Source organism: Mycobacterium sp. TY815 (genome assembly GCF_030755135.1).
Lineage (GTDB): Bacteria > Actinomycetota > Actinomycetes > Mycobacteriales > Mycobacteriaceae > Mycobacterium.
Genome location: NZ_JAUFRX010000003.1, coordinates 722,379 through 748,578 on the forward strand (window position 1 = coordinate 722,379; position 26,200 = coordinate 748,578).

Genomic DNA, 26,200 nt, shown 5'->3' on the forward strand with positions numbered 1-26,200 from the left:
AACTGACAAGCGTGACTGGAAAACTGATCGTCTCCGTTTCTGGGATCGGCGAGCAAACGCTGGCTGACGTGGCCGACTTCTGCGCGCAGATGGATGCCCGTTCGATCCCGGTGTCGCTGCTCGCAGCCCCGCGCCTGGGCAATGACTATCGACTCGACCGCGACCCGCGCACCGTGGACTGGCTGAGCGAGCGGCGCGCCCGCGGCGACGCCCTGGTGCTGCACGGCTACAACGAAGCCGCCACCAAGAAGCGTCGTGGGGAGTTCGCGACGCTGCACGCGCACGAGGCCAACCTGCGCATCAAGGCCGCCGACCGGGTGCTGGAACATCTCGGGCTGCGCACCCGGCTGTTCGCCGCACCGGGCTGGCTCGTCTCCCCGGGCGTGGTGAAGGCACTGCCGAACAACGGTTTTCGGCTGCTCGCGGACGCCTACGGCATGACCGACCTGGTCCGCAAGGAAACCGTGCGGGCCCGCGTACTCGGCATCGGCGAAGGGTATCTGGCCGAGCCCTGGTGGTGCCGGATGGTGGTGTTGTCCGCCGACCGGATCGCGCGGCGCGGCGGCGTGGTCCGCATCGCCGTCGCCGCCCGGCACCTGCGCAAGCCCGGCCCGCGGCAGGCCATGCTGGATGCCGTCGACCTGGCCCTGCTGCAGGAGTGCACGCCGACCGTGTACAGCTGGCAATCCGGCAAAGCGGTGCTCGACGCCGCTTAACGCTCGACCGATGCCCATCGGTGGCGGGCATTACCCTGTTTCGACATGAGCGACGCGGATTCGGCTTCCGACGACTTCACAGCTGACGCGATCATCGTCGGGGCCGGGCTGGCCGGGCTGGTGGCGGCCTGTGAGCTGGTGGACCGGGGCTTACGCGTGCTCATCCTCGACCAGGAGAACAGCGCGAACGTCGGCGGTCAGGCCTACTGGTCCTTCGGCGGCCTGTTCTTCGTCGACAGCCCCGAGCAGCGCCGGCTCGGAATCCGCGACAGTCACGAACTTGCCCTGCAGGATTGGCTGGGAACCGCGGCCTTCGACCGTCCCGAGGACTACTGGCCCGAGCAGTGGGCGCACGCCTACGTCGATTTTGCGGCGGGGGAGAAGCGCAGTTGGCTGCGGGCGCGCGGACTCAAAATCTTCCCGCTGGTCGGATGGGCCGAGCGTGGCGGTTACGACGCGCAGGGGCACGGCAATTCGGTGCCGCGTTTCCACATCACCTGGGGAACCGGGCCCGCGTTGGTGGAGATCTTCGCGCGGCAGCTGCGTGACCGGCCGAACGTGCGGTTCGTGCACCGCCACCAGGTCGACCGGCTGATCGTGGAGGGCGATGCGGTGACCGGGGTGCGGGGCACCGTCCTGGAACCCTCGGATGAGCTGCGGGGCATGCCTTCTTCGCGGAAGGCGTTGGGCAAGTTCGAATTTCGCGCCTCGGCGATAGTGGTGACGAGCGGCGGCATCGGTGGTAACCACGACCTGGTGCGCAAGAACTGGCCGCGCCGGATGGGCCGCGCCCCCAAGCAGTTGCTCAGCGGTGTGCCGGCACACGTCGACGGCAGGATGATCGGTATCGCCCAGAAGGCCGGAGCGCGGGTGATCAACCCCGACCGGATGTGGCACTACACCGAAGGCATCACCAATTACGACCCGATCTGGCCGCAGCACGGAATCCGGATCATCCCCGGCCCCTCGTCGCTGTGGCTGGATGGCGCGGGAAACCGGTTGCCGGTGCCCTTGTTTCCCGGTTTCGACACCTTGGGCACGTTGGAGTACATCGCGGCCAGCGGCTATGACTACACCTGGTTTGTGTTGAACGCCAGGATCATTGAGAAGGAGTTCGCCCTGTCCGGGCAGGAGCAGAATCCGGATCTGACGGGGCAGAGCGTGCGCCGGCTGGTGCGCGCCCGGACCCGGTCGGGTCCACCGGGTCCGGTGCAGGCGTTCATCGACCGCGGCGCGGACTTCGTCACCGCCGAGACGTTGCCGGAACTGGTGGAGGCGATGAACGGGCTGCCCGACGTGGAGCCCTTGGACTACGAAACCGTGGAGGCCGCGGTCACCTCGCGCGACCGTGAGGTGGCCAACAAGTTCACCAAGGACGGTCAGATCACCGCAATCCGGGCCGCCCGCGGCTACCTCGGCGACCGGCTGGGCCGAGTGGTGGCGCCGCACCGGCTCGTTGATCCGAAGGCCGGACCGCTGATTGCCGTCAAGCTGCACATTCTGACTCGAAAGACGTTGGGCGGCATCGAGACCGACCTGGATTCGCGGGTGCTGAAGTCCGACGGCACTCCGATCACCGGGTTGTACGCGGCAGGTGAGGCCGCTGGTTTCGGTGGCGGCGGGGTGCATGGCTACCGGGCGCTGGAGGGAACTTTTCTGGGCGGCTGCATCTTCTCCGGGCGCGCGGCCGGCCGCGGTGTCGCCGCCGACATCACCTGACGGGCCGTGGCGCGAGCAGACGCCAAATCGCACGCTCTGGCACCAAATCGTGCGATTTGGCGTCCGCTCGCCAGCCGGCACGGCCCGCGCTAGAAGGTGACCGCGTCCTCCTCCGGCAACACCTGGAAATCGGTGGTGGTCATTTCGGTGAGGCGGCCGTAATAGATTCCCCGCGCCTCCGGCGCCACTACACCCTGATGGATAGGTACCGCCCGTTGCGGCGCCACGGCCCGCAGATAGTCGACGGCCTCCGAGATCTTCATCCACGGAGCGGCGGCCGGCGTGGCCAGCACGTCCACCGGCTCCTCGGGAACGAACAACGCGTCACCGGGATGCATCAACCGGGCGCGGTGCTCACCATCGCCCACCAGGAACGAAATGTTCTCGATCACAGGGATTTCCGGATGAATGACCGCGTGGCGTCCGCCCACCGCCCGAATGGTGAGCTGCCCGACTTCGAGTTCGTCGCCGACGTGCACCGCTCGGCAGGGTTCACCGAGTTGCCCGGTGGTCTGCGGGTCGGCATACAGCACCGCCTCCGAGTTTCCCTCGAGCAGCGCGGGTAGCCGCGTCACATCGATGTGGTCGGGGTGTTGGTGCGTGATCAGAATTGCCGACAGCCCGGTAATTCCCTCGAAGCCGTGGGCGAAAGTCCCGGGATCGAAAAGGATCCTGGTCTGACCGAACTCGGCGAGTAAACAGGAATGTCCGAAATGCGTCAGTTGCATGTCTACGATTGTGCCTTGATGCGGGCCGTGCAGCTGAGAGTGTTTCTGGCGACGATGATGGTCGCGGGTAGCTTCGCGATCGCGCTCGTCGCCGCAGCTCCCGGGCTGGCCGAACCGGAAACCTGCCCGCCGGTGTGCGATCAGATCCCGGGCGCCGCGTGGATCGCCCCGCGGTCGATACCTCTGCATTCGGTGTACAACTGGCCGGCGCCGGCGGGCATCAGCATTGCGCTGACGGGCGGCGCAACTCCCCGGTTCAAGTTCGAGCAGGTGTGCAACACCATGACGTTCCCGCAGGACAGCCGCAACTCGGCGGTGGCGGCACGGGCGTTGGTGGCCCACCCGGACGGGCAGTGGCAGCTGCAGGCCCAGATCGTGCACTGGCGAGGGGATACCGCCCGCGGCGGCGCACTTGCCGCCTCGGTGTTCGGCACCGCCGTCGCCGCCCTGCGGGGATGCCAGCTGGGCGCCCCCGCGCAGTCCCCCTCGGTCACCGACGACGAACCGACCCGGATGGCGGCCGTGATCAGCGGCCCGATCGTGGTGCACACCTACCTCGTCGCGCATGTGGCGAGCAGCACGATCAGCGAACTCACGCTGTGGGCCGCCGCGCCCCCGGAGATTTCGTGGCCGTCGCTCAGCGATACCGACGTCCTGGACGCGCTGATCGCCCCACTGTGCGAGGCCTACATAGCCTCGTGCCCTTAGTCGAAAAGCACGGGGAGACAATGAGACTCGACGTCCTCTACAGCGCCGCCAACCACCCCTGGCCGCAGCTCCGTGACCACGTGTTGCGGGCTGAAGCCGACGGTTTCGGCCGAGCATGGGTTTTCGATCACCTGTCCGGGGCGATGCTATCCGGTACGCGGATGCTGGAGTGCTTCACGCTGGCCGGCGCGCTGGCCGCCGCCACGTCCACCATCGGCATCGGCACCCTGGTGGTCAACGCGGCCAACCGGCCGCCCGGGGTGGCGGTCGCGGCGGCCGCGTCGGTGCAGGAGATCAGCGGCGGGCGCTTCGTGTTCGGCCTCGGCGCCGGCGCGGCACCGGGCAGCTCCTGGTCTCGCGAACACGATCTGCTGAACATTCCGCTTCGTGACTCGATACGGGAGCGTCATCGGCGCCTGATTCACGTCCTGGACCTCTGCGACGCGCAGTGGGACCCGGAGCGAGCGGACCATTGGGCGGGTTTCCCGCACCCCTCACCCCGGCCGCCGACGCTGCTCGGCGTCAACAGCCTGGGGCTGGCCAGGATCGCCGGGACCCGCTGCGACGCCATGAACATTGCGCTGAACCACCCCCGGATCAGTGAGTTCATCGCCGCGGCCCGTGCTGCACGTGCCGCGTCTGAACTGGCCGGACGCCCTTTCGAGGTCAACGCGTGGACCGCTCTGAGCGACGCCGCCCTGGACCCGGGCGGGGACGCGCAGCGTCGCCTCGCCGAGCTGGGCGGCGACGGATTGGTTCTGGTCGCCTAGTCGCTGCCGGGGTCGGTAGAGTTGGCGCGGTCTGTCATAGCTGAGGAGGAACGCAGTGGCCCGCGTGGTCGTGCATGTGATGCCTAAAGCCGAGATTCTTGACCCGCAGGGCCAGGCGATTGTCGGCGCCCTGGGGCGGCTGGGCCATCCCGGAATCTCAGATGTCCGTCAGGGCAAGAGATTTGAGTTGGAGGTCGACGACACGGTTGACGATGCCCAGCTCGCCGAGATCGCGGAATCGTTGCTGGCGAACACCGTGATCGAGGACTGGACCATCAGCCGGGACTCGCAGTGACAGCACGGATCGGCGTCATCACCTTCCCGGGCACCCTCGACGACGTCGATGCCGCACGCGCGGCACGCATGGTGGGCGCCGAAGCGGTCAGCCTGTGGCACGCCGACGCCGACCTCAAGGGCGTGGATGCCGTGGTGGTCCCGGGCGGCTTCTCCTACGGTGACTACCTGCGGGCAGGCGCGATCGCCAGGTTCGCGCCGGTCATGGGTGAAGTGGTTGCGGCGGCCGGTCGGGGCATGCCGGTGCTAGGAATCTGCAACGGCTTTCAGGTGCTCTGCGAGGCCGGTCTGCTGCCTGGCGCCCTGACCCGCAATATCGGGCTGCATTTCATCTGTCGCGACGTGTGGCTGCGGGTCACCTCCACATCGACGGCCTGGACCTCGCGATTCGAGTCCGATGCCGACCTGCTGATCCCGCTGAAGTCGGGCGAAGGCCGCTACGTGGCGCCCAAGGAGGTGCTCGAACAGCTCGAAGGCGAGGGCCGGGTGGTGTTCCGCTACCGCGACAACATCAACGGCTCACAGCATGACATCGCCGGCGTCAGCTCCGCCAACGGACGCGTCGTGGGCTTGATGCCGCACCCCGAGCATGCCATCGAGGCATTAACCGGCCCTTCCGACGACGGGCTGGGCCTGTTCTATTCCGCGCTAGACGCGGTCCTGGCCGTCTGAGCCGTCGGGCCGACGTAAGGCGCTGGCGCACTGCGTAGTTCGCCGAAAGTCCGGTCGTCCGTCAGCGCCGGCCCGCCGCCCGGATCAGCTCGCGTCAAGCAGCAACGGTGGCGACAGTTCGGCGGCCGGCGTCAGGCGGCTGAACAGGTCGATGGCGGCGGCGGTGGCGCGGTCGGCGAAAGCCGCGAGATCGTCGAAGCGGACCCGGTCGCCGATCCAGCGGGACTGCTCGGCCATGACCCCGATGCGTTGCGGGTCGGACGAGCCATGCACGATCGCCGTGACGTCGCGATGCTGCTCGTTCCACGCGGTGGCCAGCGCCGTCAATCGGGCCTGGTCAGAGGCCGGAAAGAAGCATGCCGGGGTGATGCGGATCGTGAACACGTCGGGGTGCATAGGGGGAATCTCGAGGTGCACGTGCAGGCGGTGGGCGGTGTTGAGGACGAAGAAGAACTCGCCGTCGTGCCGGCCGCGAAAGTATCGCCGCGCCCTGGTGCACAGGTAGCGTTCGATCAGATTTGTGCTCAACGGTTCGCCCACGCGCTCAGACATAAGGCCATGCTCCGGTACGTGCGTGAGCGGACCCTTGAGCCAGGGCCAGGGATTGCAAAGAATCAGTTGAGAATTTGCTGAGCGTCAGGCCCCGCCGAACGATGGAATGATCTCGCGTCCAACGATATCGAGGTACTCCGACCGGGCGAGGTGGGGAATCGTGAACAGGAACTGGTCGACACCGCAACGCTGGTACTCCCGGATCCGCTCCACGCAGCGCGCGGGTGATCCGACGATCAACCCCGGCTCAGGGATGGACGCGAACTCGGCGCGGATCGCGGCCTCCTGATCAGCGGAGTCGGTGGGCGCGAGCAGGACCGTGACCGACAGCCGCAGCGACTCCGGATCGCGGCCGGCCGACTCGCACGCGCGGTTGAGGAAGTCGCGACGCTGCGTGACCTGCTGCGGCGACCACCAGCGCACGTTGAGCCCCTGGGCGGACCTGGCGGCGATCCGTTGCACCCGGTCGCCTTCGCCGCCGATCCACAACGGCGGGTGTGGCCGCTGCACCGGTGGCGGATCACAGATCGCGCCGTCCAGGGTGTAGAACTCGCCCCGGTAGGTGGGGTTCGGCTCGGTCCAGACCGCCTTCATCACCTCCAGCGACTCGGCCAGCGCCGAAACCCGTTCGCGAACCGGAGGGAAAGGAATCCCGTAGGCGTCGAACTCGCGTTGGAACCAGCCGGCTCCCATTCCCAGATCGAGGCGTCCCTCCGAGATGACATCGAGCGTGGCGGCCATCTTCGCCAGCACCGAGGGGTGGCGGTAGGAATTGCACAGCACGCTGGTGCCCAGGCGCAGCCGGGTGGTGTCCCGTGCCAGCGCGCTGAGCGCCGTCCAGCACTCCAGCAAGGGAAGCGAGGAGGGCGGCGCAGCGGAGCCGGTTCCGCCTGATTCGGCGGCGATGCCGGCGTCTTTGACGTAGTCGTCGGGGCTGATTGTCAGGAAGTGGTCGCACAGCCACACCGAGTCGAAGCCGTACTGCTCCGCCTTCTGTGAGACGGCGACCATGTCGCGATACGCGCTCACCGCCAGGCCGTTGACGGTGAGTGCCAGGATGAGGCCGAATCGGGCATCGGAATTCATTGTCTATGAACCACTTTCAGTGAGTCCGACGCCCGGCCCGGCGACTGTGCGGGGCAGTGTGACGGAGAACTTGTATCGCTCCGGCCGATGGTGGAACACCACCACCTCGAGAGGTTTGTCGTCGTCGGTGTAGCTGATCCGCTCGACGATCAACACCGGTGCACCGGCGGTGAGACCGAGGTCGCCGGCGACGTCGGGGGTAGCGCTGTCCGCACGAATTTCGTAGGTGGCCCGCCCGATCCGCACGCCCATGCCCTGTTCCCACATGGTGTAGGTGGTTGCGGTGGCCGGCGTGCCCGTGAGCAGAGGCTCGACGGCCGGACCCAATCCCGCCGGGAGGTATGCGGTGACGAGGGCGAGCGGTTCCTCTCCGGCGCGGAAGCGCCGACGTATGCACAGCACGTCGGAGATGCCCAGAACCCTGGAAATGTGTTGTGGTGCGGTGGTTGTCTCGTGTGACAGCACATCCACCTCGGGTGTGATGCCGGATTCCAGCAGCACCTCGGTGATGGTGCGGACGCCGGAGGTGAGTTCCTGCCTGACGGGTTCGGCAACGAAGGTGCCCAGGCCCTGCCGCCGCACCAGCCACCCCTGGCTTTCGAGCATGCCGACCGCCGCCCGCACCGTCACCCGGCTCAACCCGGTTCGGTCCATCAACGCCTTCTCGCTGGGCAGTCGTCCGCCCTCCGGTAGGCCTTGAGCGACGATCTGTGCCTTCAGTGCTTCGGCGAGCTGAGTAGTAGCCGGCACGCTGCCCCGCGATATCCGCAGTTCAGCGGCATCCAAGTCGAGCTCGGGGACGCCAGAGGTCATAGGACGTATTAAAACGTCTTATGCCGGTTCGCGTCAAGTGGTGTAATGGCAGAGTGGGCCTGACCGTCGAACGCTTCGACCATGTGGTGATCAACTGCCGCGACGTCGACGCCACTGCGGACTGGTACGAGCGGGTATTGGGCATGACGCGCGAGACGTTCGGGGAGTCCAACAGAACCGCGCTGCGTTTCGGGGAGCAGAAGATCAACCTGCGCCCGATTGGCGCGCTCGCCGATGACCCGGAGTGGGCCACCGGTTCGGTCGAAGCGGCCGGGTCCGAGGACCTGTGCCTGATCACCCGGGCGACCCCGGGCGAGGTGCGCGCGCACCTGATGGCGTGCGGGGTCGAGATCGTCGCCGGACCGGTGACGCGAACGGGCGCGCTGGGCCCGATGACATCCCACTACTGCCGCGACCTCGACGGCAATCTGATCGAAATCGCCGTCTACTGATCGTCTTTCAGAGCGGATACAGCTCCGGCAGGTTCACCACGATCGCCTCCTGGCTGTTGCGGGCGATGACCACCTCGGCCGGCGTCGTCGGATCCGGGTTCTCCTCACGGTGGGGCACGAACGGCGGGACGAAGATGTAGTCACCGGGTTCGGTCTTGATCCGCACCTCTTGCACGCCGTCATGAAAGACGAATTCCGGGTTGCCACTGCGCACATAGATCGCCGTCTCGGAGTCCCCGTGATGATGATTGCCCGATGCCGTATCGGGCTCGATGTATGTCTCACCCATCCAGAGTTGCTGCGCGCCGACGGACTTGCCGCTGATCGCGGCGAACCGTTGCAGCCCCTCGGTCTGGGCGGTGCCGGAGTCCAGTTCGGACGCCCGGATGTGATGAACGCGCGTGCGGCGCACATCGACGTCGTTCGCGTCGAAGTCTGGGTGAAATCCGTCCATCAGTGCTCCTTTCAGGCAGCCACGGTTCAGACGACCACGCTGAACGAATCGCGATAGGCTTCAAGCAGTCTCAACCACAGTTCACTGATGGTAGGAAAGCACGGCACGGCGTGCCACAGCCGCTCGACCGGAACCTGGCCGGCTACGGCGATGGTGGCCGCGTGCAGCAGTTCGGTCACCCCCGGCCCCGCCATGGTCACGCCGAGCACGCGGCGGGTATCGACGTCGACCACCATCCGGGCCCGGCCGGTGTAGCCGTCGGCGAACAATTTCGCACCCGTCACGACCTCGCCGATCTCGACGTCGATGATTTTGGCGCGATGATTGGCCTGCGCGGCCTGTTCGGCGGTCAGTCCGACGGCGGCCACCTCGGGGTCGGTGAAGAATGCCTGCGGTACGGCGTGATGGTCGGCTGTGGTGGCGTGTTCGCCCCACGGCGCCGTGTCGAGCGGTCGTCCCGCGGCACGGGCGCCGATGGCGGCGCCGGCGATGCGCGCCTGGTACTTGCCCTGGTGGGTCAGCAGCGCGCGGTGGTTGACGTCGCCGGCGGCGTAGAGCCAGCCGCCGTCGACGCCCTGCACGAGGCAGGTGTCGTCGACGTCGAGCCAGCTGCCCGGCGTCAATCCGATTGTCTCCAAGCCGATGTCATCGGTGAGGGGTGCGCGCCCGGTCGCAAACAGGATCTCGTCGACCTCCAGTTCGCTTTCGTCGTCGAGGGTCAGGCGGACCGGGCCGTCCGGGTCCGGCCGGTGCAGCGTCCGCACCGACACCCCGGTGCGGACGTCGACTCCGCCCTCGTCGAGTCCACGCCGGAGGAATTCGCCGACGAAGGGCTCCATTCGCGGCAGCAACCGCGAGCCCCTGACCAGCAGGGTCACCGCCGAGCCCAGACCTTGCCAGGCCGTGGCCATCTCGACACCCACGCCGCCGGCGCCGACGACCGCGAGTCGGCCCGGGACCGCGCTGCTGTCGGTGGCCTGGCGGTTGGTCCACGGCTTTGCTTCGCGGATTCCGGGCAGGTCGGGCAGTGCCGGGCGGCTGCCGGTGCAGATGACGATCGCGTGCCGCGCTGTCAGCGTGACCTGATCACCGCCGGACGGCGTGACCACTACCCGTCGCGGACCATCCAGTCGCCCGTGTCCGCGGATCAGCGTGGCGCCGATGCCGTCCACCCAGTCGGCCTGGCCCGAATCGTCCCAGTCGCTTACGTAGTGGTTGCGGCGGCCGAACACACCGGCGGGATCGAGCGAACCGCCGATCGCCTGGCGGGCGCCGTCCACTCGACGGGCGTCGGCGACCGCCAGGACGGGGCGCAGTAGCGCCTTGCTCGGGACGCAGGCCCAGTACGAGCATTCACCACCGACGAGTTCGCGTTCGACGACCGCGACGGACAGCCCCGCGGCCCGGGCCCGGTCGGCGGCGTTCTGTCCGACCGGTCCGGCGCCGAGCACCACGACGTCGAATTCTGTTATTGGCATGGTCAATCCGTTCCCTTCGTTGTGGGTCGCAGCTGCCGGGCGAGGTCAATCAGGCTGCCGGCGAGCAAATCTGGTTGTGGTAGGGCGTCGACGGGCAGCGGTGCATTGCCTGGCCGGGTGATGAGCGCCGTGCCGAAGCCGGCGTTGTGGGCGCCCAGCAGGTCCCACACGTGCGAGGCGACCATCATGCATTCGGCGGGTGCCACCTCGATCTCGTCGCACACGTACTGGTAGACCGATGGTGCCGGCTTGAACGCCCGGCAGCTGTCGACGGTGAACCGGTGCTCGAAAAAGCCTGCCAGGCCGGCGTTTTCGAGGGCAGTAGGCGCACCGGGCGGATGCGGCGAATTGGTCAGGGTGACGAGTCGAAAGCCGTTGTCACGCAACTGCGCAAGCCCGTCGGCGCTGTCGGGGTAGGCGGGCATGCGTCGCATGCCCGCGGTGAGGCGCCGGGCGTCGTCGTCGGTCACGCGCACCCGGTGGATGTCGGCGAGCATCCGCAGCACCCCGGCGGCGAGTTGGGCGAAGTCGACGTAGTCGTCGGACAACGTCGCGGCCATCGAATACATGACGAGCTGGTTGAACCACTCCCGCAGGACCCGCCGGTCGCCGAAAAGCTCCCCGAACAACGGCGCCAGCGATTCGATATCGATCAGAGTCTCGTTGACATCGAAGACCAGCACGGACGGTATGGCCACTGATCAGCCTCCCCACGTCATTCGCGATCCATGACCACCACCATCTTGCCGCCGGCCTGCCCGGCCTCCATCACCCGGTGGGCCTCGCGAATCTGATCGAAGGAAAAGATGCGGGACGGCCTCGCGTCCAGCGTGCCGTCGGCAACCTGTTGTGCGATGGCCTGCAGAGGCACGTCTGCCACCGGGAAGCCGGGCGTGCCGAACACAAAGCTGCCGAAGAAGTTCAAGTTCACGCCGCTGGCCATCCGCAGCAGCGGGTTGAAATCCCCGATGGGATCCAGGCCCCCCAGCCATCCCGCCAGGCACGCGGTGCCACCGCGGCGCAGCATGTCGAGGGAGTCGAGGATGGTGCTGTTGCCCACCAGATCGAGGACGGCGTCCAGCTGTTTGGCTTCCGGTAGGCGGGCGGCCAGGTCGGTTCTTTCCAGCTCGACGCGGTCGGCACCGAGTGCCTCCAGCATGGGGATACGTCCGCGGCTGCGCGTCGTCGCGATGACACGCGCTCCGTCCGCCACCGCCATCTTCAGCGCTGCCTGCCCGAAAGACGATGTCGCACCGCGGATCAGCAAGGTCTGCCCTGACGCCAGGGCGAGGTTGCGGAACAGGCATGTCCAGGCCGTCGCGTACGTCTCGGGCAGAGCCGCCAACTGCGACCAGGGCAGGCCGGACTCGATCAGCGCGACGTTGGCCGCGCGTACGCGGGTGAATTCGGCATAGCTGCCGTTGATCGTCCGTCCCAGGCCGCCCATCAGCGCGGCAACCTTGGCGCCGACCGGAAATTCCCCGCCGGGGCAGGCATCGACGATGCCGACGCACTCGATGCCGCTGACTTCGGCGGCCTCCGCCCATTCACCCCGCCGCATGTGCATTTCGGCGTGGTTGATGCCGAATCCCTTGACCCGGATCACCACCTCGCCGTCTCTGGGCACCGGCTTGGGGATATCGGTGTAGACCAAGCTGTCGAGTCCCCCGAATCGCTGCAAAATGATTGCGCGCATCGTGTTTTCGCCAGCCGTCTCGCGCACCACGGCCGGGGCGCTAGGTATCTTGCCGACGTCCCTCGCGATGGTATCCACGGCGTCCCCTCCCAGGCTGAATGGGTTGTATATCCCACTATTATGGGCTACGCATCCCAGAGATGTCCAGTGTGGCGGGGGGTCAGGCTGTGGACTGGGGCCGCGCGGACCCGCGTCGCCCCTTCGGGACGAACGCGGCGACATACTCGACCGCGGCAGTCAGCGCGGCGCGCATCGGCTCCGGTTCGCCCGTGGCGTGGGTGATCATGGCGCCGCCCTGGTGGGCGATGACCAGAGACGCCGCCAAGTGCCGCGGGTCGGCGTCGGAACGCAGCGCACCCCGCCGGCGCATGGAAGTCAGTCCATCGGTGAAGATCTCGATCCACTCGTCGTAACCGCGGGCGACGTCGTCATGAATCTCGCTGTCGGCGTCGATCAGTTCCCCGGCCAGCGAGCCGTAGACGCACCCGCCGAGTCGGTAGACGGTGTCGATGTCGTCCAGGCACGCATCGGCCCATGCATGCAGGGCATCGACGCTGTCGAGCGCGCCCATGCGGGCCTGGGTGTGAAACGTTCGCACGTCGCGACGACGACTGGCGATGACCTGGCGGATGAGATCGCGCTTGTCGTGGAAATAGTGGGTGATCTGCGATCCGCTCACTTCGGCGCGGGTGCGCACCTCGTCGATGCTGGCATTGGCCACTCCGCGTTCGAAGACGACAGCGGCCGCCGTGTCGACGATGCGGCTTCGGGTGGCCAGACCCTTCTGTGTCAACCGTGGCGCCTGTGCGTCGCCGGTCGGCGGGGACATGCGCCGGGTGCGCACCCGCCGGGGCGGCCGGAGTGCGCGTTCGGCGGGATCGGTGGCGAACATCCGTAGATAGTTGACGGCGAATCGCGTCGCATCGGCGTGCGGCCACTCCGCTCGATATGTAAAGGCCAGCGTGCCGCCGCCCTGATGAGCGCAGACCATCACCGCTGCCAGCGCGTGGGGTTCGGCTCCGCGGACCAGGAGGCGGTTGTCCTTCATGCGCGCGATGGCCTGCTCGAAGAGCGCGATCCACTGCCGGTATCCGTCGGCCAGGGCCGCGCGCGTGGCGTCGTCGGACTTGGCCAGTTGTGCGGCGAGAGCGTGATACGTAGGCGTGCCGGTGTACTCGATACGGCGCAGGTAGCGCATGTTGAGATCCAGCCAGCGCTCGTAATCGTCGAACGTGTCCAGGTCCCCGAGCTTGGGTTGGCGGTGGAAGTCGAGCACGACGCCGATCTGCCGGCTGATCACGGCCCGGATCAACGCACGCTTGTCGGTGAAGTAGTGCGCCAGTTGGGAACCGCTCACCGAGGCGGCCTTGCGCACGTTGTCCATGTTGAATGCCGCCAGGCCCTCCGCGACGATCAACTCGGCCGTCGCCAGGACGATCCGGTCGCGGGTGGCGCGGCCCTTGGCGGTCAACCGCTGTTCGACGTCCGGATCGGCCATCGCGACAGGCTAACCCGCAACAGGTGACGGTTATGGGATATTCAGCCCATTGATCGCCTCACGCGGCCATGCGGTGTCCGGACAGGAACGTCTGGATCAGTTCGGCAACCTCGGCTTGCGCCGACTCGAGCAGGAAGTGGCCGCCGTCGAGCAGGTGGACTTCGGCGTGCGGCAGATCCGTGGTGAAGGCCGTTGCGCCCGCCGGCCCGAATATCTCATCCCCGCGCCCCCACACCGCGAGCAGCGGAACACCCGAGGCGCGGAAGTACTCGTGCAGGCGCGGGTACATCGGTGCGTTGGTCGCATAGTCGCGGAAAAGCTTGAGCTGCACCAGATCGTTGCCCGGCCGGGAGATCAGCGCGAAATCGTGATGCCACGATTCGGGATCCACCAGCGTCTCGTCAGGCACCCCGGTCAGGTACTGCCAACGGGTGGCTTCCAGGGTGAGAAACTGCCGCACCGCCGCCTCGTTGTCCGGATTCGGGTCCTCTTGATACGCCCAGACCGTCCGCCAGAAGCTCTCGACGAAACCCGCGTCGTAGCCGTTGCCGTTCTGGCTGATGATCGCTGTGATCGCGGACGGATTGCGCAGTGCCAGGCGCCACCCGATCGGTGCGCCGTAGTCCTGCACGTACATGGCGTATCGGTCGATACCCAGGGTGTGCAGCAGTCCTTCGGTGAGATCGGCGAGGGCGTCGAAGGTGTAGTCGAACTCGTCGACGGCGGGCGCGTCGGACAGTCCGAAGCCCAGATGGTCCGGTGCCACCACGTGGAAGCGGTCGGCAAGTTCCGGGATGAGATTGCGGAACATGTACGAGCTGGTCGGAAAGCCATGCAGCAGAACAACTGTGGGCTGATCCGGGTCGCCGGCCTCGCGGTAGAACAGACGGTGACCGTCGACGGTGCGGTAACGGTGGTGAACGGTCGGCATGGCGCGCTCCCTGAAGCAGTTTTGGGTTATATAACCCATTATGCACCTGCGGATCTCAGATGCAACCATTGATCGCGCGGCTAGGTAACCCCTATTATGGGTTGATCAACCCACTCTTTGATGCCGCGCTGAGGCCACGAGGAGGCACGGATGGGCAAGCTGGTGTCTGTCAACGTCGGCATGCCCCGCGATGTGCAGTGGAACGACAAAACCGTTCACACCGGTATCTGGAAGAGTCCGGTCGCCGGGCCGGTGATGGCGCGCCGTCTCAATCTCGACGGCGACGGCCAGGGTGATCTCGGTGGTCACGGCGGCGAGCAGCGCGCCGTACTCGTGTACCAGACCGAGTCGTACGACTACTGGGCGGACTATCTGGCCCGAGATGACTTGCGGCCGGGCCACTTCGGTGAAAACCTCACGGTCTCCGGCCTCGCCGACCACGAGGTGTGCATCGGTGACCGCTACCGCATCGGGCATGCGGAATTCGAGGTTACCCAGCCGCGCGTCACCTGTTTCCGGGTGGGCATTCGACTGGGTGACGAGCGAATTCCGAATCTTCTCGTCGCACAGCGTCGTCCGGGCTTCTACTGCCGGGTCATCACAGAAGGCGACGTGCAGGCCGGCGATGACATCGTGCTGACCCGTCGCGGCCGCCACCGGCTCAGTGTGGCCGACGTCGATGCGCTGCTCTACCTGCCGAACCGCAACATCGAGCACTTGCGCAACGCCGTCGACGTCCCTGAGCTGAGTCCCGGATGGCAACAATCCTTCGCCGAGATGCTGGCTGCGCAAGACGGTGCAAGCTCCGTGGCGAAGGCCGCGCCGGGTGGTTTCCGCCGACTGAAAGTCACTGCCACAAGACGGGAAACGTCTTCCGTCCTCTCGATTCGGTTGACCGCCGAGGACGGAACTCCGCTTCCCCCTGCGCTTCCGGGTCAGTATCTGACCGTGCGTATACCCGGTGAGACACCGCAGGTGCGCAACTACTCCCTGTCCGGTGACCCGGGCGCCGCCGATTACCGCATCAGCGTCAAACGCGAGGAACACGGAGCGGTGAGCCGATGGTTGCACAGTCACGTCGAGCCGGGTGTTGTCCTCGAAGTCGCCGCGCCCCGGGGCGAATTCTGCCTCATTGCCGATGACAAGCCGGTGCTGTTGATCTCTGCCGGCATCGGCGCGACTCCGGTCCTGGCCATGCTGCATGCGCTGTCTGGCAGCGGCGCCCGCCTCTGGTGGCTGCACACCACAAGGAATCGAGCGACCGAGGCGTTCGCGGCGGAAGTCGCGAACCTGATCGACGGGCTGCCGAACGCGTCTTATCGGGTGTTTTACACCGAAACGCGGCAGCGGCTCGACGCGCGGGCGCTCGCCGAGCTGGACTTGCCGCTCGACGGCACCGCATATCTCTGTGGGCCGGCATCGTTCATGGCCGATATGCGGGCTGCGCTGATAGCGACCGGGTTCGCACCGGGCAATATCCACAGCGAACTGTTCGGCGCCCGGACGCCGATCAGCCCTGGCGTGGTCGATGCGGCGGGCCGGCCGCCGCACCAACCGGCCGGCGAACCCGGCGCCGGGCCGGCCATCACCTTCGCCCGCAGCGGGTTGACGGTCAACTGGTCAGCGCGGTACGGCTCGATCCTGGAGATCGCCGAAGCATGTGACGTGCCAACGCGTTTTTCGTGCCGCAGCGGGGTATGCCACGTCTGCGTCACCAGCGTGGTCGCGGGCACGACGACGTATATCCAGCCTCCCTTGGAGTCGCCCGGACCCGGCGAGGTGCTGGTCTGCTCGGCCGCCCCGGCGAGCGACCTGGTGCTGGACCTGTAACTACCGCGCGAACGAGGTCTCGCCGCCGGTGACATTGAAGATCGAGCCGTTGACGTAGCTGGCGTCCGGCGAGACGAGAAAGACCACCGCACTGGCGATTTCGTCGGCGTCGGCGATACGGCGCAATGCGGTCACCCCGGCCAGCTTCTCCAGGAGGCCCGGAGTGGCCTCCGTTCCGGGAGTGTCGGTGGGGCCGGCTGCCACGGCGTTGACCCGAACGCCCGATTCGCCGAACTCGTCGGCCCACACCTTGGTCAGCAGCTCCAGGGCGGCCTTCGTGGCGCCATAAATTCCGCCTTTGCGCTTGGGTGCCTAGGCGGCGAGGGTGCTGATGTTGACGATGGCACCGCGGCCCCGATCGGCCATGCCCGGCGCCAATTCCTGCACCAGGATGTACGGGGCGCGCATGTTGACGTTGACGTGCTCGTCGAAGACGTCGTCATCGGTGTCGACCGTGTCCCCGAAAATGAAGACGCCGGCGTTGTTGATCAGAATGTCGACGGGACCGGCTTCGGCCGCCAGTCGACGCACCTGGGCGGCATCGCTGAGCTCAGCGGCGACGAAACGTGCGGTAGCGCCGCCGCTTTCGATCTGCCGCACCACCTCGTCGCCACGCTCCGCACTGCGCCCATGCACCACCACCTCGGCCCCACGCTGCGCGAGCTGCAGCGCTATGGCCCGGCCGATTCCGGACGTGGCGCCGGTGACCAGGGCCCGGTAGCCGCCGAACGAGGTCACGGGGTTCAGTCTCGGGGCGCGGTGAGCGCGACCGATGCCTCGGCCGTGTAGCACAGGAAGGTCAGCGTCTCCTGCAGGTAGAGCTGCACGGTGTCGGCGTCGTGACTGAGGTAGCCGATCGACACGTCGGTGCCCAGCTGCAGATCGAAATCACCACCGCGAGTGGTCAACACGAAGGCGCCGTCGATGGCCGGCGCCCAGATGATGTCGCCGTCGACCAGCCGGTTCAAGTGCTCGAGGATCGGATATCCGTGTTCGGTGGTCTCGCTCACCTTCGTGTATGCCTCGGCCGACAGCAGCACCGCATACGGTCCGTCGACGCCGGCCAGCCGGAGTTCGGTCAGCGCCTGGGTGATCACGTCCGGGATATGGCGCGGGTCGTTTGGCAGGGTCAGGGGCGGGTTGGAGCTGGCACTGCGGATGCCCTGGATCGACGCCGGGGCGTAGCCCTCGAAGATGCCGCGGTCCTCCACGAACGCCAGCTTCTTGGCGGCCACCTTCACCGGCTCCCAATCCGAGTCGTTGGAGCCGCGCTCGACGTCGTCGATCTCGTTGCGAGACAAGGTGAACGGGACCCGTAGCCGGACCAGCGGGCGGCTGTCGCGCAGGTGCGCGATCACGCCGTCGGTAGGCGATTCCAGGTCGATCAGGCGGCCGGTGCTGACGGCTGCCGTCACCGGGCCGCCGGGCTCGCTGACGTCCACCACGCGCCGGCCGGCGATGTGCCGCTTGAATGTCCGTGCTGCCTCTACTTCGATCTCCGCCCAGGCGGCTTCAGTGATCGGCGCCAGGTCGCGGTACAGGTTGTTCATCGAGAGGGTCCTTTCAGGCTGCCGATCGAAAGTGAGCCGTCATGTGAGGCCGGAGTCGCGGCCGGGGCCGGGGCCGGGGTTTGCGGCAGGGGCGGCGGATCGTCGAGGAAGTCGACGGTGGGGGAGAAGAACAGCCCGCCGGTCACCGCGGTGGAGAAATCCAGGACGCGGTCGGTGTTGCCGGGTGGATCACCGAGGAACATGTTGCGCAGCAGACGTTCGGTGACCGACGGGGTACGCGAATATCCGATGAAGTAGGTGCCGTACTCACTCTTGCCCACCTCACCGAAGGGCATGTTGTGCCGCACGATCTTCAGTTCGGTGCCGTCCTCGTCGGTGATCACGTTGAGCGCGATGTGGGAGTTGGCGGGTTTGACGTCGTCACCCAACTCGATGTCTTCCAGCTTGGTGCGTCCGATCACCCGCTCCTGCTCGGTCACCGAGAGCGAATCCCAGGACGTCATGTCGTGGACGTACTTCTGCACGTGCACGTAGCACGAGCCGGTGAAATCGGGGTCCTCGTCTCCGACGGTGGTCGAGCTGACGGCGATCGGGCCGTCGGGATTCTCGGTGCCGTCCACGAACCCGAGGAGGTCGCGGTTGTCGAAGAACCGGAAGCCGTGGACCTCGTCGACCACCGTCACGGCGCCGGCCATCCCCTTGAGGATGCGCCCGGCCAGTTCGAAGCACACATCCATGGACTCCGCGCGGAGATGGAACAACAGATCGCCGGGGGTGGCTGGCGCGGTGTGGCGCGGCCCCGTCAATTCGGTGAAGGGATGCAACTCGGCGGGACGTGGGCCGGAGAACAACCGGTCCCAGGCGTCGGAGCCGATCGAGGTGATCGCCGACAGTCTCTTGGTCGGGTCGCGAAACCCTATCGCCCGCACCAACCCGGAGATGTCGGGCAGCGCATCGTGTACCGCCTCCTCGCCGCCGTCGTTGATGGTGGCTACCAGAAATATCGCGGCTGGCGTCAACGGAGCCAGTATGGGCTGCGGCTGCACGGCGGGCACAGGCAAGACCCTAACGCCCTTGCGCGAGGAGCGGTGCTTAACCTGGCTGTATGGTGGCCACCGCCTCGGGTCTGGGTGAATTCATCGATGCGTCCCCGTCGCCGTTCCACGCGTGCGCCACGGCGGCCGCCCGGTTGATCGACGCCGGATACACCGAACTCAGCGAGGTGGATCGCTGGCCCGATCAGCCGGGCCGCTACTTCACCGTGCGGGCCGGCTCGCTGATCGCCTGGTGTGCGCCCGCGAGTCTGATGCCGTTCCGGATCGTCGGCGCCCACACGGACAGCCCGAACCTCCGGGTCAAGCAGCACCCTGACCGCAGCGTGGCCGGCTGGAAGGTCGTGGCGCTGGAGCCCTACGGCGGTGCGTGGCTGAACTCCTGGCTGGACCGCGACCTCGGCATCAGTGGGCGGTTGTCGGTGCGCGACGGCAGCGGGGTCAGCCACCGCCTGGTCCGGATCGACGAGCCGATTCTGCGGGTTCCCCAGCTGGCCATCCACCTGGCTGAGGACCGCAAGTCGGTGACGCTGGACCCGCAGCGGCACCTCAACGCGGTGTGGGGCGTCGGTGACGCGTCGTTCGTCAGGTATGTCGCTGAGCAGGCCGGAGTGGATCCGGACGAGGTGTTGTCCGCGGACCTGATGACCCATGACCTGACACCGTCGACCGTGGTCGGCGCCGACGGCAGCCTGCTCAGCGCACCGCGGCTGGACAACCAGGCCAGCTGTTATGCGGGACTGGAAGCCCTGCTGGCCCAGACGCCGGACGCGTTCTGCCCGGTGCTGGTGCTCTTCGACCACGAAGAGGTGGGCTCGACGTCCGACCACGGCGCACAGTCCAACCTGTTGAGCACCGTCCTGGAACGAATCGTGCTGGCCGCCGGCGGCAACCGCGAAGACTTCCTGCGGTTACTGACCGCCTCGATGCTGGCGTCCGCCGACATGGCGCACGCGACGCACCCCAACTACCCGGAGCGCCACGAGCCGGGACACCAGATCGCGGTCAACGCGGGCCCGGTGCTGAAGGTGCACCCGAACCTGCGCTATGCCACCGACAGCCGCACCGCCGCGGCATTCGCCATTGCCTGCGAGCAGGCGGGGGTACCCCTACAACGCTACGAGCACCGGGCGGACCTGCCGTGCGGATCGACGATCGGACCGATGGCTTCGGCGCAAACCGGTATTCCGACGGTGGACGTCGGCGCCGCCCAGTTGGCCATGCACTCGGCGCGGGAGTTGATGGGCGCGCACGATGTCGGTGCGTATGCGGCTGCACTGCAGGCATTTCTGGCGCCCGAGGCATAAAGTCGGCTGCATGGCACTCAATGTGGAGATGGTCACTTTCGACTGCGCCGATCCGGTGACGCTGGCCGGCTGGTGGGCCGAGCACTTCGGCGGAAAGACGCACGAGTTGATGCCCGGTGAGTTCATCGCCGTGATACGTCCGGAGGGGCCGCGGCTCGCCTTTCAGAAGGTGGCCGAACCGACCCCCGGGAAGAACCGGGTCCATCTGGATTTCGGCGCCGAGGATATGGACGCCGAAGTCGCCCGACTGACCGCCGCCGGCGCCAGCGAGGTCGAGCGGCACAGCTTCGGCGACAACTTCCACTGGGTGGTGCTCGCCGATCCGGAGGGCAACCAGTTCTGCGTCGCCGGCACCTGAGGCGGGAACCTAGACTGTCGGGGTGACGAGCCCCCACGTGACTGACACCGTCGAGCACGCCGCAACCAGCCCCGACCAGCCGCAACCGTTCCACGAACTGGGCCTCAAAGACGACGAGTACCAGCGGATCCGCGAGATTCTCGGCCGCCGGCCCACCGACACCGAGCTCGCGATGTACTCGGTGATGTGGAGCGAGCACTGCTCCTACAAGTCTTCCAAGGTCCACCTGCGCTATTTCGGTGAGACCACCACCGAGGAGATGCGCACCGGCATGCTGGCCGGCATCGGCGAGAACGCGGGCGTCGTCGACATCGGCGACGGCTGGGCGGTCACCTTCAAGGTCGAATCGCACAACCACCCGTCCTACGTGGAGCCCTACCAGGGCGCGGCCACCGGCGTCGGCGGCATCGTCCGCGACATCATGGCCATGGGTGCCCGGCCGGTCGCGGTCATGGACCAGCTCCGCTTCGGTGCCGCCGACGCGCCCGACACCCGCCGGGTGCTCGACGGGGTGGTCCGCGGCATCGGTGGCTACGGAAACTCGCTGGGGCTGCCCAACATCGGCGGGGAAACCGTTTTCGACGCCTGTTATGCCGGCAACCCGCTGGTGAATGCGTTGTGCGTCGGCGTGCTACGGCAGGAAGATCTGCACCTGGCGTTCGCCTCCGGCACCGGCAACAAGATCATCCTGTTCGGGGCGCGTACCGGGCTCGACGGCATCGGCGGGGTCTCGGTGCTGGCCTCGGACACCTTCAGCGCCGACGGGGGAGCGGAGAATTCGCGCAAGAAGCTGCCGTCGGTGCAGGTCGGTGACCCGTTCATGGAGAAGGTGCTCATCGAGTGCTGCCTCGAGCTCTACGCCGCCGGCCTGGTGATCGGCATCCAGGACCTTGGCGGTGCCGGATTGTCCTGTGCCACATCGGAGTTGGCCTCGGCCGGGGACGGCGGGATGGCGATCGACCTGGACGCGGTGCCGTTGCGCGCCAAGGAGATGACGCCCGCCGAGATCCTCTGTAGCGAATCGCAGGAGCGGATGTGCGCAGTGGTCGCGCCGGAGAACGTCGACGCGTTCATGGACGTGTGCCGCAAGTGGGAGGTGCTGGCCACCGTCATCGGCGAGGTCACCGACGGGGACCGGCTCCGCATCACCTGGCACGGTGAGACCGTCGTAGACGTGCCGCCGCGCACCGTGGCCCACGAGGGACCGGTGTACGAGCGGCCGGTCACCCGTCCCGACACGCAGGACGCGTTGAACGCGGATTCCTCCAAAAAGCTGCCCCGGCCGGTCTCCGGCGACGAACTGCGCGCGACTTTGCTTGCGCTGCTTGACAGTCCGCATCTGTGCAGTCGGGCGCTGATCACCGAGCAGTACGACCGGTACGTGCGCGGCAACACCGTCCTGGCCGAACACGCGGACGGCGGAGTGCTGCGCATCGACGAAGCGACCGGGCGTGGTATCGCACTGTCCACCGACGCGTCGGGGCGCTACACCAAACTGGATCCGTACACCGGTGCGCAACTCGCCCTCGCCGAGGCCTACCGCAATGTGGCTGTCACCGGTGCCACCCCGGTCGCGGTGACGAACTGCCTCAACTTCGGCTCGCCGGAGGACCCAGGCGTGATGTGGCAATTCTCCCAGGCGGTGCGGGGTCTGGCGGATGGCTGTGCCGCGCTGGGCATTCCGGTCACCGGGGGCAACGTCAGCTTCTACAACCAGACCGGGTCGACGGCAATTCTCCCGACCCCGGTCGTCGGGGTGCTCGGTGTGATCGACGACGTCAGCCGGCGCATCCCCACCGGCATGGGCACCGAACCGGGAGAGAGCCTGTTGTTGCTCGGCGATACCCGCGACGAATTCGACGGTTCGGTATGGGCGCAGGTGACGGCCGATCACCTGGGCGGGCTACCTCCGGCGGTCGACCTGCAACGCGAGAAGCTGCTGGCCGAGGTGCTGGCCGCGGGCTCTCGCGACGGCCTGATCAGCGCCGCGCACGATCTGTCCGAAGGCGGACTGGCCCAGGCCGTCGTCGAATCGGCGCTGGCGGGTGAAACCGGTTGCCGCATTGTGCTTCCCGAGGATGCGGATCCGTTTGTGGCGCTGTTCTCCGAGTCGGCCGGCCGGGCGCTGGTTGCGGTGCCGCGCACCGAAGAGAGCAGGTTCACCTCGATGTGTGAGGCCCGGGGACTGCCGGCCGCCCGCATCGGCGTCGTCGATCAGGCATCGGACGCCATCGAGGTGCAGGGGCTGTTCACGGTGTCGCTGGCCGAACTGCGAGCGACCTCCGAGGCGGTGCTGCCGCGATTCTTCGGTTAAGGCTTCGCGCACTGGGTTTGGCCGCTGTCCTGGTCGGATGGAGCTTCGCCGGCCCGCGGTTGCCGGCTGCGTACCGCACACCGGTGCAGGCAGCCGGCGGCACCGTGCTGGCCCTGACGACGCGGGCGCCGTTGGGATTTCGCCCACCACGGGTGTGGGCGGGGTTGCGGCTGGGTTCGTCGGCGGCAGCGCTGGTGGCGGTCACGATCGCGGCGACGACGCCCGTTCCCCGGGTGCGACTGTCCATGTCAGCGCGCGACGTGCCGGCGTCGGTGCCGGGCTGGCTGGGCTGGCAGATACCCGTCGGCACCGTGTGGGCCGAGGAGGCCGCCTTTCGCGGTGCGCTGGGCGGCGCGTCCCGGCAGGCCTTCGGGGTCGCGGGCGGACGGCTGCTGCAGGCCGGCGCGTTCGGTCTGTCCCACATCGCCGACGCTCGATCGGCGGGCGAACCGCCGCTGCCCATCGTGGTGGTGACCGGCTTGGCGGGCTGGTTGTTCGGCTGGTTGGCCGAGCGCAGCGGCAGCCTGCTGGCGCCGATCCTGGTGCACCTGGCCATCAACGAGGCGGGCGCGATCGCCGTGGTGGCCGCACAGCGCCGAAAGTGGAACGGCTCACATGGCGCGCGATCCGGCGCGTGACGCCCTACACTTGTTAATTGCTTGTTAAATCCCCAGCTAGAGAGGGCGCCGGTGCACAGACTCAGGGCCGCGGAGCACCCGCGGCCGGACTATGTACTTCTGCACATCAGCGACACCCACCTGGTGGGCGGGGACGGTCCGCTGTACGGCGACGTCGATGCCGACGGCCGGCTGGGTGAGCTTCTCGGACAGCTGAACAACTCGGGAGTGCGCCCCGACGCCATCGTCTTCACCGGTGATCTCGCCGACAAGGGGGAGCCCGCCGCCTATCGCAAGCTTCGCGACCTGGTTGAGCCGTTCGCGGCCGACCTCGGCGCCGAACTCGTCTGGGTGATGGGCAACCACGACGACCGGGCGGAACTGCGGCGACTGCTGCTGGACGAAGTGCCGTCCATGGCTCCGGTCGACCATGTGCGCAGGATTGACGGACTGCGCATCATCACCCTCGACACCTCGGTGCCGGGTTACCACCACGGCGAGATCCGGCCGGCTCAATTGGATTGGCTTGCACAGCAACTGGCGACACCGGCGCCCGACGGCACCATACTGGCCCTGCACCACCCACCGATTCCCAGCGTGCTGGACATGGCCGTCACCGTGGAGCTGCGCGACCAGGCCCCACTGGGACGGGTGCTGAAGGGCAGCGACGTCCGCGCCATCCTGGCCGGGCACCTGCACTACTCGACTAATGCCACCTTCGCCGGGATTCCGGTCTCGGTCGCCTCGGCCACCTGCTACACCCAGGACCTCACCGTCGCCGTCGGCGGGACCCGCGGCAGGGACGGCGCGCAGGCCTGCAACCTGGTGCACATCTACCCGGAAACCGTTGTGCACTCGGTCATCCCGCTGGGCGGCGGAAACACCGTCGGCACGTTCGTCTCCCCCGGCCAGGCGCAGCGCAACATCGCCGAAGCCGGCATCTTCATCGAGCCGTCCCGCCGCGACTCGCTTTTCACGCACCCTCCGATGGCACTGACGTCGACGGCACCGCAAGGTCGGGGCGACTGACCCCGGCCGGAACCTTCTCCCAGGGTGCGGGAATCGGAAAATACCGCTCCAGGAAGTCGATGACCCGTTCGGCGCGTTCGGCGGCGGAGACTTCGGGAAAGCTGCTGTCGTTGAGGCAGAAGAAGTGGTGCCGGCGATTCTTGCGCAGCTCGGGCAGCAGGCTCAGGCCCGCCCGGGTGGTCGTGTTCACGTAGCGGACTCTGGCCTTCTCCTGCGGAACAGCGCGACCGGTCAGCAACGCGTAGTAGTGATAAAACGAATTCGTCACCGAGATGTCGGTGCAGGAGCGAAATGCGCTGGCCTGCGTGCGGGCGAACTCGTCGGGAAATTCGCGCTCCATCTCCAGCAGGATGCTCTTGCGCAGCGGCACCGCGGTGTGTTCGAGATGGCGGGTGATGAGCTGCCCGAACCGCTCCACGAGCAATTGCCGGTTCACCCGGGCGGCGTTCTCGAAGCCGCTGCGGCCGGGGTGGTTGGCGCCTAGTCCGATTCGGGTATCGGCTTCGATGAACCTGCTGACCCCGCCGGGGGAGAAGAACATGCTGGGCCGCAGCGGGCGGCCGAAGAACATGTCGTCATTGGAGTACAGGAAATGCTCGCTGAGGTCGGCGATGTTTTGCAGCTGGCTCTCCACCGCGTGCGAATTGTAGGTCGGCAGCGCAGCCGGGTCTGAAAAGTGTTCGATCGCAGGGACAATGGTGATCTTCGGGTGTTCGGCGAGCCAGGCCGGCGGTGCCGAATCCGTCGCGATGAAGATGCGGCGGATCCATGGGGCGAACATGTTCACCGAGCGCAGCGCGTATTTCAGTTCGTCGATCTGGCGGATGCGGGCCTCGGCATCGTCGCCTTCACCCACCACGTGTCCGGACAATCGGGCGGCCCGCCGGGCGCGGAACTCCGGGTCACTGCCGTCGACCCAGGAGAAGACCAGGTCGATGTCGAACGTCACGTCGCCGGCGTGCGGGGTGAACATGCCTTCCAGCGTCGGCCACTTATAGCCGTGCAGTTTGACGGTCGCTGGGGTGATTTCGTCGCGCGGGAGCACCCTGCGGGTCAGTGAATTCTCCACCGGGCATCCGATCGCGTTCTCGTCGAACGACCAGAACTGCAGATCGACACCGAATGCCGGGCCGTAGCGGAATCCGCCGGGCGCAATCCTGCGCCGGTATACCCGCAGGACGCGCGGATCGGGCGAGGTGGACAGCCTGCCACCTGCAAGCAGCACCTGTCCGTCAACACTTTTCGCGTACATCGGTTCGGTGGCGCAGGCAGCCGCCAAGGCCTGTTCGACGGCCGCGCGCAACCGGATATCGACGGCGAGGATCGGGCGATCCTTGTGATCGCGGACCAGAAGGTAGGGAATACCGGCCCGGTTCAACGTCTTTCGGAGAAAAACCAGATCCTCGATCTGTGCCTCATGCGGTGTGAGACTGGCCTCCACGCGCGCGATCCGGCCTCGACGGTTCACCGTAACGGGTGAACCGGGGACGGACCGGTCGCCGTCGCTGGAAAAAATTTTTGGCACCGGACCACCACCTCAGGTCGAAGTCACCCAACATCCGCAGAATCCCACACTTGTGCCGGGATCGCGCGGCAAAGTGATAACTGTTGCAGG

General features: G+C 67.2%; 26 protein-coding genes and 1 pseudogene. 13 read left to right on the plus strand and 14 right to left on the minus strand.

What is annotated here, in order from left to right; translation table 11 throughout:
• Positions 1–11: 11 nt before the first annotated feature.
• Together QXK92_RS29040 and QXK92_RS29045 are read left to right on the plus strand one after the other, a co-directional pair.
• A complete protein-coding gene (locus QXK92_RS29040; RefSeq protein ID WP_306248008.1) occupies positions 12–716 on the plus strand; it encodes a DUF2334 domain-containing protein in 705 nt (234 codons plus the stop codon).
• A 45-nt stretch (positions 717–761) separates the two neighbouring features.
• Positions 762–2,435, plus strand: coding sequence for an FAD-binding dehydrogenase (locus QXK92_RS29045; RefSeq protein ID WP_306247612.1), 1,674 nt, complete (start codon positions 762–764; stop codon positions 2,433–2,435).
• Between the two features lie 89 nt (positions 2,436–2,524).
• On the opposite strand, the gene QXK92_RS29050 is transcribed toward QXK92_RS29045, so the two are convergent.
• The gene (locus QXK92_RS29050; RefSeq protein WP_306247614.1) at positions 2,525–3,163 is read right to left on the minus strand and encodes an MBL fold metallo-hydrolase; all 639 of its coding nucleotides are present in this window, start codon (positions 3,161–3,163) and stop codon (positions 2,525–2,527) included.
• Here QXK92_RS29050 and QXK92_RS29055 point away from each other — a divergent pair.
• The 4 genes from QXK92_RS29055 to purQ are packed head-to-tail and all read left to right on the plus strand — an operon-like array spanning position 3,140 to position 5,607.
• The gene (locus tag QXK92_RS29055) at positions 3,140–3,871 is read left to right on the plus strand and encodes an ATPase (protein WP_306247616.1); all 732 of its coding nucleotides are present in this window, start codon (positions 3,140–3,142) and stop codon (positions 3,869–3,871) included. The two genes, QXK92_RS29050 and QXK92_RS29055, sit on opposite strands and share 24 nt — an antisense overlap.
• Positions 3,872–3,891: 20 nt before the next feature.
• Positions 3,892–4,641: an LLM class flavin-dependent oxidoreductase gene (locus QXK92_RS29060; protein WP_306247618.1), complete on the plus strand. Its 750-nt coding sequence runs from the start codon at positions 3,892–3,894 to the stop codon at positions 4,639–4,641.
• A 55-nt stretch (positions 4,642–4,696) separates the two neighbouring features.
• The gene (purS, locus tag QXK92_RS29065) at positions 4,697–4,936 is read left to right on the plus strand and encodes a phosphoribosylformylglycinamidine synthase subunit PurS (RefSeq protein ID WP_306247620.1); all 240 of its coding nucleotides are present in this window, start codon (positions 4,697–4,699) and stop codon (positions 4,934–4,936) included.
• On the plus strand, positions 4,933–5,607 hold the full coding sequence (purQ, locus tag QXK92_RS29070) for a phosphoribosylformylglycinamidine synthase subunit PurQ (protein ID WP_306247622.1): 675 nt from the start codon (positions 4,933–4,935) through the stop codon (positions 5,605–5,607). Before purS ends, purQ begins: the two co-directional genes overlap by 4 nt.
• 84 nt (positions 5,608–5,691) lie before the next feature.
• Here the strand turns inward: purQ and QXK92_RS29075 are convergent, their stop codons facing one another.
• The 3 genes from QXK92_RS29075 to QXK92_RS29085 all read right to left on the minus strand — a co-directional run bounded on the left by QXK92_RS29075 (position 5,692) and on the right by QXK92_RS29085 (position 8,058).
• Positions 5,692–6,159 (minus strand): hypothetical protein, encoded by a 468-nt coding sequence (locus QXK92_RS29075; RefSeq protein WP_306247623.1) that lies wholly within the window; start codon positions 6,157–6,159, stop codon positions 5,692–5,694.
• 84 nt (positions 6,160–6,243) lie between these two features.
• Complete coding sequence (locus tag QXK92_RS29080; RefSeq protein WP_306247625.1) at positions 6,244–7,245, minus strand: TIGR03619 family F420-dependent LLM class oxidoreductase; 1,002 nt, start codon at positions 7,243–7,245, stop codon at positions 6,244–6,246.
• 3 nt (positions 7,246–7,248) lie between these two features.
• Positions 7,249–8,058, minus strand: coding sequence for a GntR family transcriptional regulator (locus QXK92_RS29085; RefSeq protein ID WP_306247627.1), 810 nt, complete (start codon positions 8,056–8,058; stop codon positions 7,249–7,251).
• 20 nt (positions 8,059–8,078) lie between these two features.
• Between QXK92_RS29085 and QXK92_RS29090 the strand changes: the two genes are divergently transcribed.
• Positions 8,079–8,510, plus strand: a complete 432-nt coding sequence (locus QXK92_RS29090) for a VOC family protein (protein ID WP_306247629.1) — start codon at positions 8,079–8,081, stop codon at positions 8,508–8,510.
• 7 nt (positions 8,511–8,517) lie between these two features.
• Here QXK92_RS29090 and QXK92_RS29095 read toward each other — a convergent pair whose 3' ends face one another.
• From QXK92_RS29095 to QXK92_RS29120, 6 genes are all read right to left on the minus strand, one after another.
• A complete protein-coding gene (locus tag QXK92_RS29095; protein ID WP_306247631.1) occupies positions 8,518–8,964 on the minus strand; it encodes a cupin domain-containing protein in 447 nt (148 codons plus the stop codon).
• 26 nt (positions 8,965–8,990) lie between these two features.
• Entirely contained in the window at positions 8,991–10,442 is a 1,452-nt protein-coding gene (locus QXK92_RS29100; protein ID WP_306247632.1) for an NAD(P)/FAD-dependent oxidoreductase, read from the minus strand.
• Between the two features lie 2 nt (positions 10,443–10,444).
• Complete coding sequence (locus QXK92_RS29105) at positions 10,445–11,140, minus strand: haloacid dehalogenase type II (protein WP_306247634.1); 696 nt, start codon at positions 11,138–11,140, stop codon at positions 10,445–10,447.
• Between the two features lie 17 nt (positions 11,141–11,157).
• On the minus strand, positions 11,158–12,138 hold the full coding sequence (locus tag QXK92_RS29110) for a zinc-binding alcohol dehydrogenase family protein (protein ID WP_306248009.1): 981 nt from the start codon (positions 12,136–12,138) through the stop codon (positions 11,158–11,160).
• A 160-nt stretch (positions 12,139–12,298) separates the two neighbouring features.
• Positions 12,299–13,636 carry a TetR/AcrR family transcriptional regulator gene (locus QXK92_RS29115; RefSeq protein ID WP_306247636.1) on the minus strand — a complete coding sequence of 446 codons (1,338 nt, stop codon included), beginning with the start codon at positions 13,634–13,636 and terminating at the stop codon, positions 12,299–12,301.
• A 58-nt stretch (positions 13,637–13,694) separates the two neighbouring features.
• Entirely contained in the window at positions 13,695–14,567 is an 873-nt protein-coding gene (locus QXK92_RS29120; RefSeq protein WP_306247638.1) for an alpha/beta fold hydrolase, read from the minus strand.
• 150 nt (positions 14,568–14,717) lie between these two features.
• Here QXK92_RS29120 and QXK92_RS29125 point away from each other — a divergent pair, with 150 nt between their 5' ends.
• Positions 14,718–16,397 (plus strand): MOSC and FAD-binding oxidoreductase domain-containing protein, encoded by a 1,680-nt coding sequence (locus QXK92_RS29125; protein ID WP_306247639.1) that lies wholly within the window; start codon positions 14,718–14,720, stop codon positions 16,395–16,397.
• On the opposite strand, the pseudogene QXK92_RS29130 reads toward QXK92_RS29125, so the two are convergent.
• The 3 genes and pseudogenes from QXK92_RS29130 to QXK92_RS29140 form a co-directional block, all read right to left on the minus strand.
• Positions 16,398–17,189 (minus strand): annotated as a pseudogene (locus tag QXK92_RS29130) (SDR family NAD(P)-dependent oxidoreductase).
• A complete protein-coding gene (locus tag QXK92_RS29135; RefSeq protein WP_306247641.1) occupies positions 17,141–17,947 on the minus strand; it encodes a family 1 encapsulin nanocompartment shell protein in 807 nt (268 codons plus the stop codon). Before QXK92_RS29135 ends, QXK92_RS29130 begins: the two are co-directional and overlap by 49 nt.
• Positions 17,944–18,969 (minus strand): Dyp-type peroxidase, encoded by a 1,026-nt coding sequence (locus QXK92_RS29140; RefSeq protein ID WP_306247643.1) that lies wholly within the window; start codon positions 18,967–18,969, stop codon positions 17,944–17,946. The genes QXK92_RS29135 and QXK92_RS29140 overlap by 4 nt, the downstream gene beginning before the upstream one ends.
• A 44-nt stretch (positions 18,970–19,013) precedes the next feature.
• On the opposite strand from QXK92_RS29140, the gene QXK92_RS29145 reads away from it, so the two are divergent.
• The 5 genes from QXK92_RS29145 to QXK92_RS29165 are packed head-to-tail and all read left to right on the plus strand — an operon-like array spanning position 19,014 to position 24,585.
• On the plus strand, positions 19,014–20,267 hold the full coding sequence (locus QXK92_RS29145) for a M18 family aminopeptidase (protein WP_306247645.1): 1,254 nt from the start codon (positions 19,014–19,016) through the stop codon (positions 20,265–20,267).
• A 10-nt stretch (positions 20,268–20,277) separates the two neighbouring features.
• Positions 20,278–20,625 carry a VOC family protein gene (locus tag QXK92_RS29150; protein WP_306247647.1) on the plus strand — a complete coding sequence of 116 codons (348 nt, stop codon included), beginning with the start codon at positions 20,278–20,280 and terminating at the stop codon, positions 20,623–20,625.
• Positions 20,626–20,662: 37 nt separating this feature from the next.
• On the plus strand, positions 20,663–22,939 hold the full coding sequence (gene purL, locus QXK92_RS29155) for a phosphoribosylformylglycinamidine synthase subunit PurL (protein WP_306248011.1): 2,277 nt from the start codon (positions 20,663–20,665) through the stop codon (positions 22,937–22,939).
• Entirely contained in the window at positions 22,927–23,577 is a 651-nt protein-coding gene (locus QXK92_RS29160) for a CPBP family intramembrane glutamic endopeptidase (RefSeq protein WP_306248013.1), read from the plus strand. Before purL ends, QXK92_RS29160 begins: the two co-directional genes overlap by 13 nt.
• A 51-nt stretch (positions 23,578–23,628) precedes the next feature.
• Positions 23,629–24,585: a phosphodiesterase gene (locus tag QXK92_RS29165; RefSeq protein WP_306247649.1), complete on the plus strand. Its 957-nt coding sequence runs from the start codon at positions 23,629–23,631 to the stop codon at positions 24,583–24,585.
• On the opposite strand, the gene QXK92_RS29170 is transcribed toward QXK92_RS29165, so the two are convergent.
• Complete coding sequence (locus QXK92_RS29170; RefSeq protein WP_306247651.1) at positions 24,530–26,110, minus strand: stealth family protein; 1,581 nt, start codon at positions 26,108–26,110, stop codon at positions 24,530–24,532. The genes QXK92_RS29165 and QXK92_RS29170 overlap by 56 nt on opposite strands.
• Positions 26,111–26,200: the final 90 nt, after the last annotated feature.

Excerpts from the sequence above, each read along its gene's own strand:
- QXK92_RS29045 (WP_306247612.1), top strand. The coding sequence starts at position 762 with ATGAGCGACGCGGATTCGGCTTCCGACGACTTCACAGCTGACGCGATC.
- QXK92_RS29055 (WP_306247616.1), top strand. The coding sequence starts at position 3,140 with ATGTCCGAAATGCGTCAGTTGCATGTCTACGATTGTGCCTTGATGCGG.
- QXK92_RS29050 (WP_306247614.1), bottom strand. The coding sequence starts at position 3,163 with ATGCAACTGACGCATTTCGGACATTCCTGTTTACTCGCCGAGTTCGGT.
- QXK92_RS29060 (WP_306247618.1), top strand. The coding sequence starts at position 3,892 with ATGAGACTCGACGTCCTCTACAGCGCCGCCAACCACCCCTGGCCGCAG.
- QXK92_RS29075 (WP_306247623.1), bottom strand. The coding sequence starts at position 6,159 with ATGTCTGAGCGCGTGGGCGAACCGTTGAGCACAAATCTGATCGAACGC.
- QXK92_RS29080 (WP_306247625.1), bottom strand. The coding sequence starts at position 7,245 with ATGAATTCCGATGCCCGATTCGGCCTCATCCTGGCACTCACCGTCAAC.
- QXK92_RS29085 (WP_306247627.1), bottom strand. The coding sequence starts at position 8,058 with ATGACCTCTGGCGTCCCCGAGCTCGACTTGGATGCCGCTGAACTGCGG.
- QXK92_RS29090 (WP_306247629.1), top strand. The coding sequence starts at position 8,079 with ATGCCGGTTCGCGTCAAGTGGTGTAATGGCAGAGTGGGCCTGACCGTC.
- QXK92_RS29095 (WP_306247631.1), bottom strand. The coding sequence starts at position 8,964 with ATGGACGGATTTCACCCAGACTTCGACGCGAACGACGTCGATGTGCGC.
- QXK92_RS29100 (WP_306247632.1), bottom strand. The coding sequence starts at position 10,442 with ATGCCAATAACAGAATTCGACGTCGTGGTGCTCGGCGCCGGACCGGTC.
- QXK92_RS29110 (WP_306248009.1), bottom strand. The coding sequence starts at position 12,138 with ATGCGCGCAATCATTTTGCAGCGATTCGGGGGACTCGACAGCTTGGTC.
- QXK92_RS29115 (WP_306247636.1), bottom strand. The coding sequence starts at position 13,636 with ATGGCCGATCCGGACGTCGAACAGCGGTTGACCGCCAAGGGCCGCGCC.
- QXK92_RS29120 (WP_306247638.1), bottom strand. The coding sequence starts at position 14,567 with ATGCCGACCGTTCACCACCGTTACCGCACCGTCGACGGTCACCGTCTG.
- QXK92_RS29125 (WP_306247639.1), top strand. The coding sequence starts at position 14,718 with ATGGGCAAGCTGGTGTCTGTCAACGTCGGCATGCCCCGCGATGTGCAG.
- QXK92_RS29135 (WP_306247641.1), bottom strand. The coding sequence starts at position 17,947 with ATGAACAACCTGTACCGCGACCTGGCGCCGATCACTGAAGCCGCCTGG.
- QXK92_RS29145 (WP_306247645.1), top strand. The coding sequence starts at position 19,014 with ATGGTGGCCACCGCCTCGGGTCTGGGTGAATTCATCGATGCGTCCCCG.
- QXK92_RS29150 (WP_306247647.1), top strand. The coding sequence starts at position 20,278 with ATGGCACTCAATGTGGAGATGGTCACTTTCGACTGCGCCGATCCGGTG.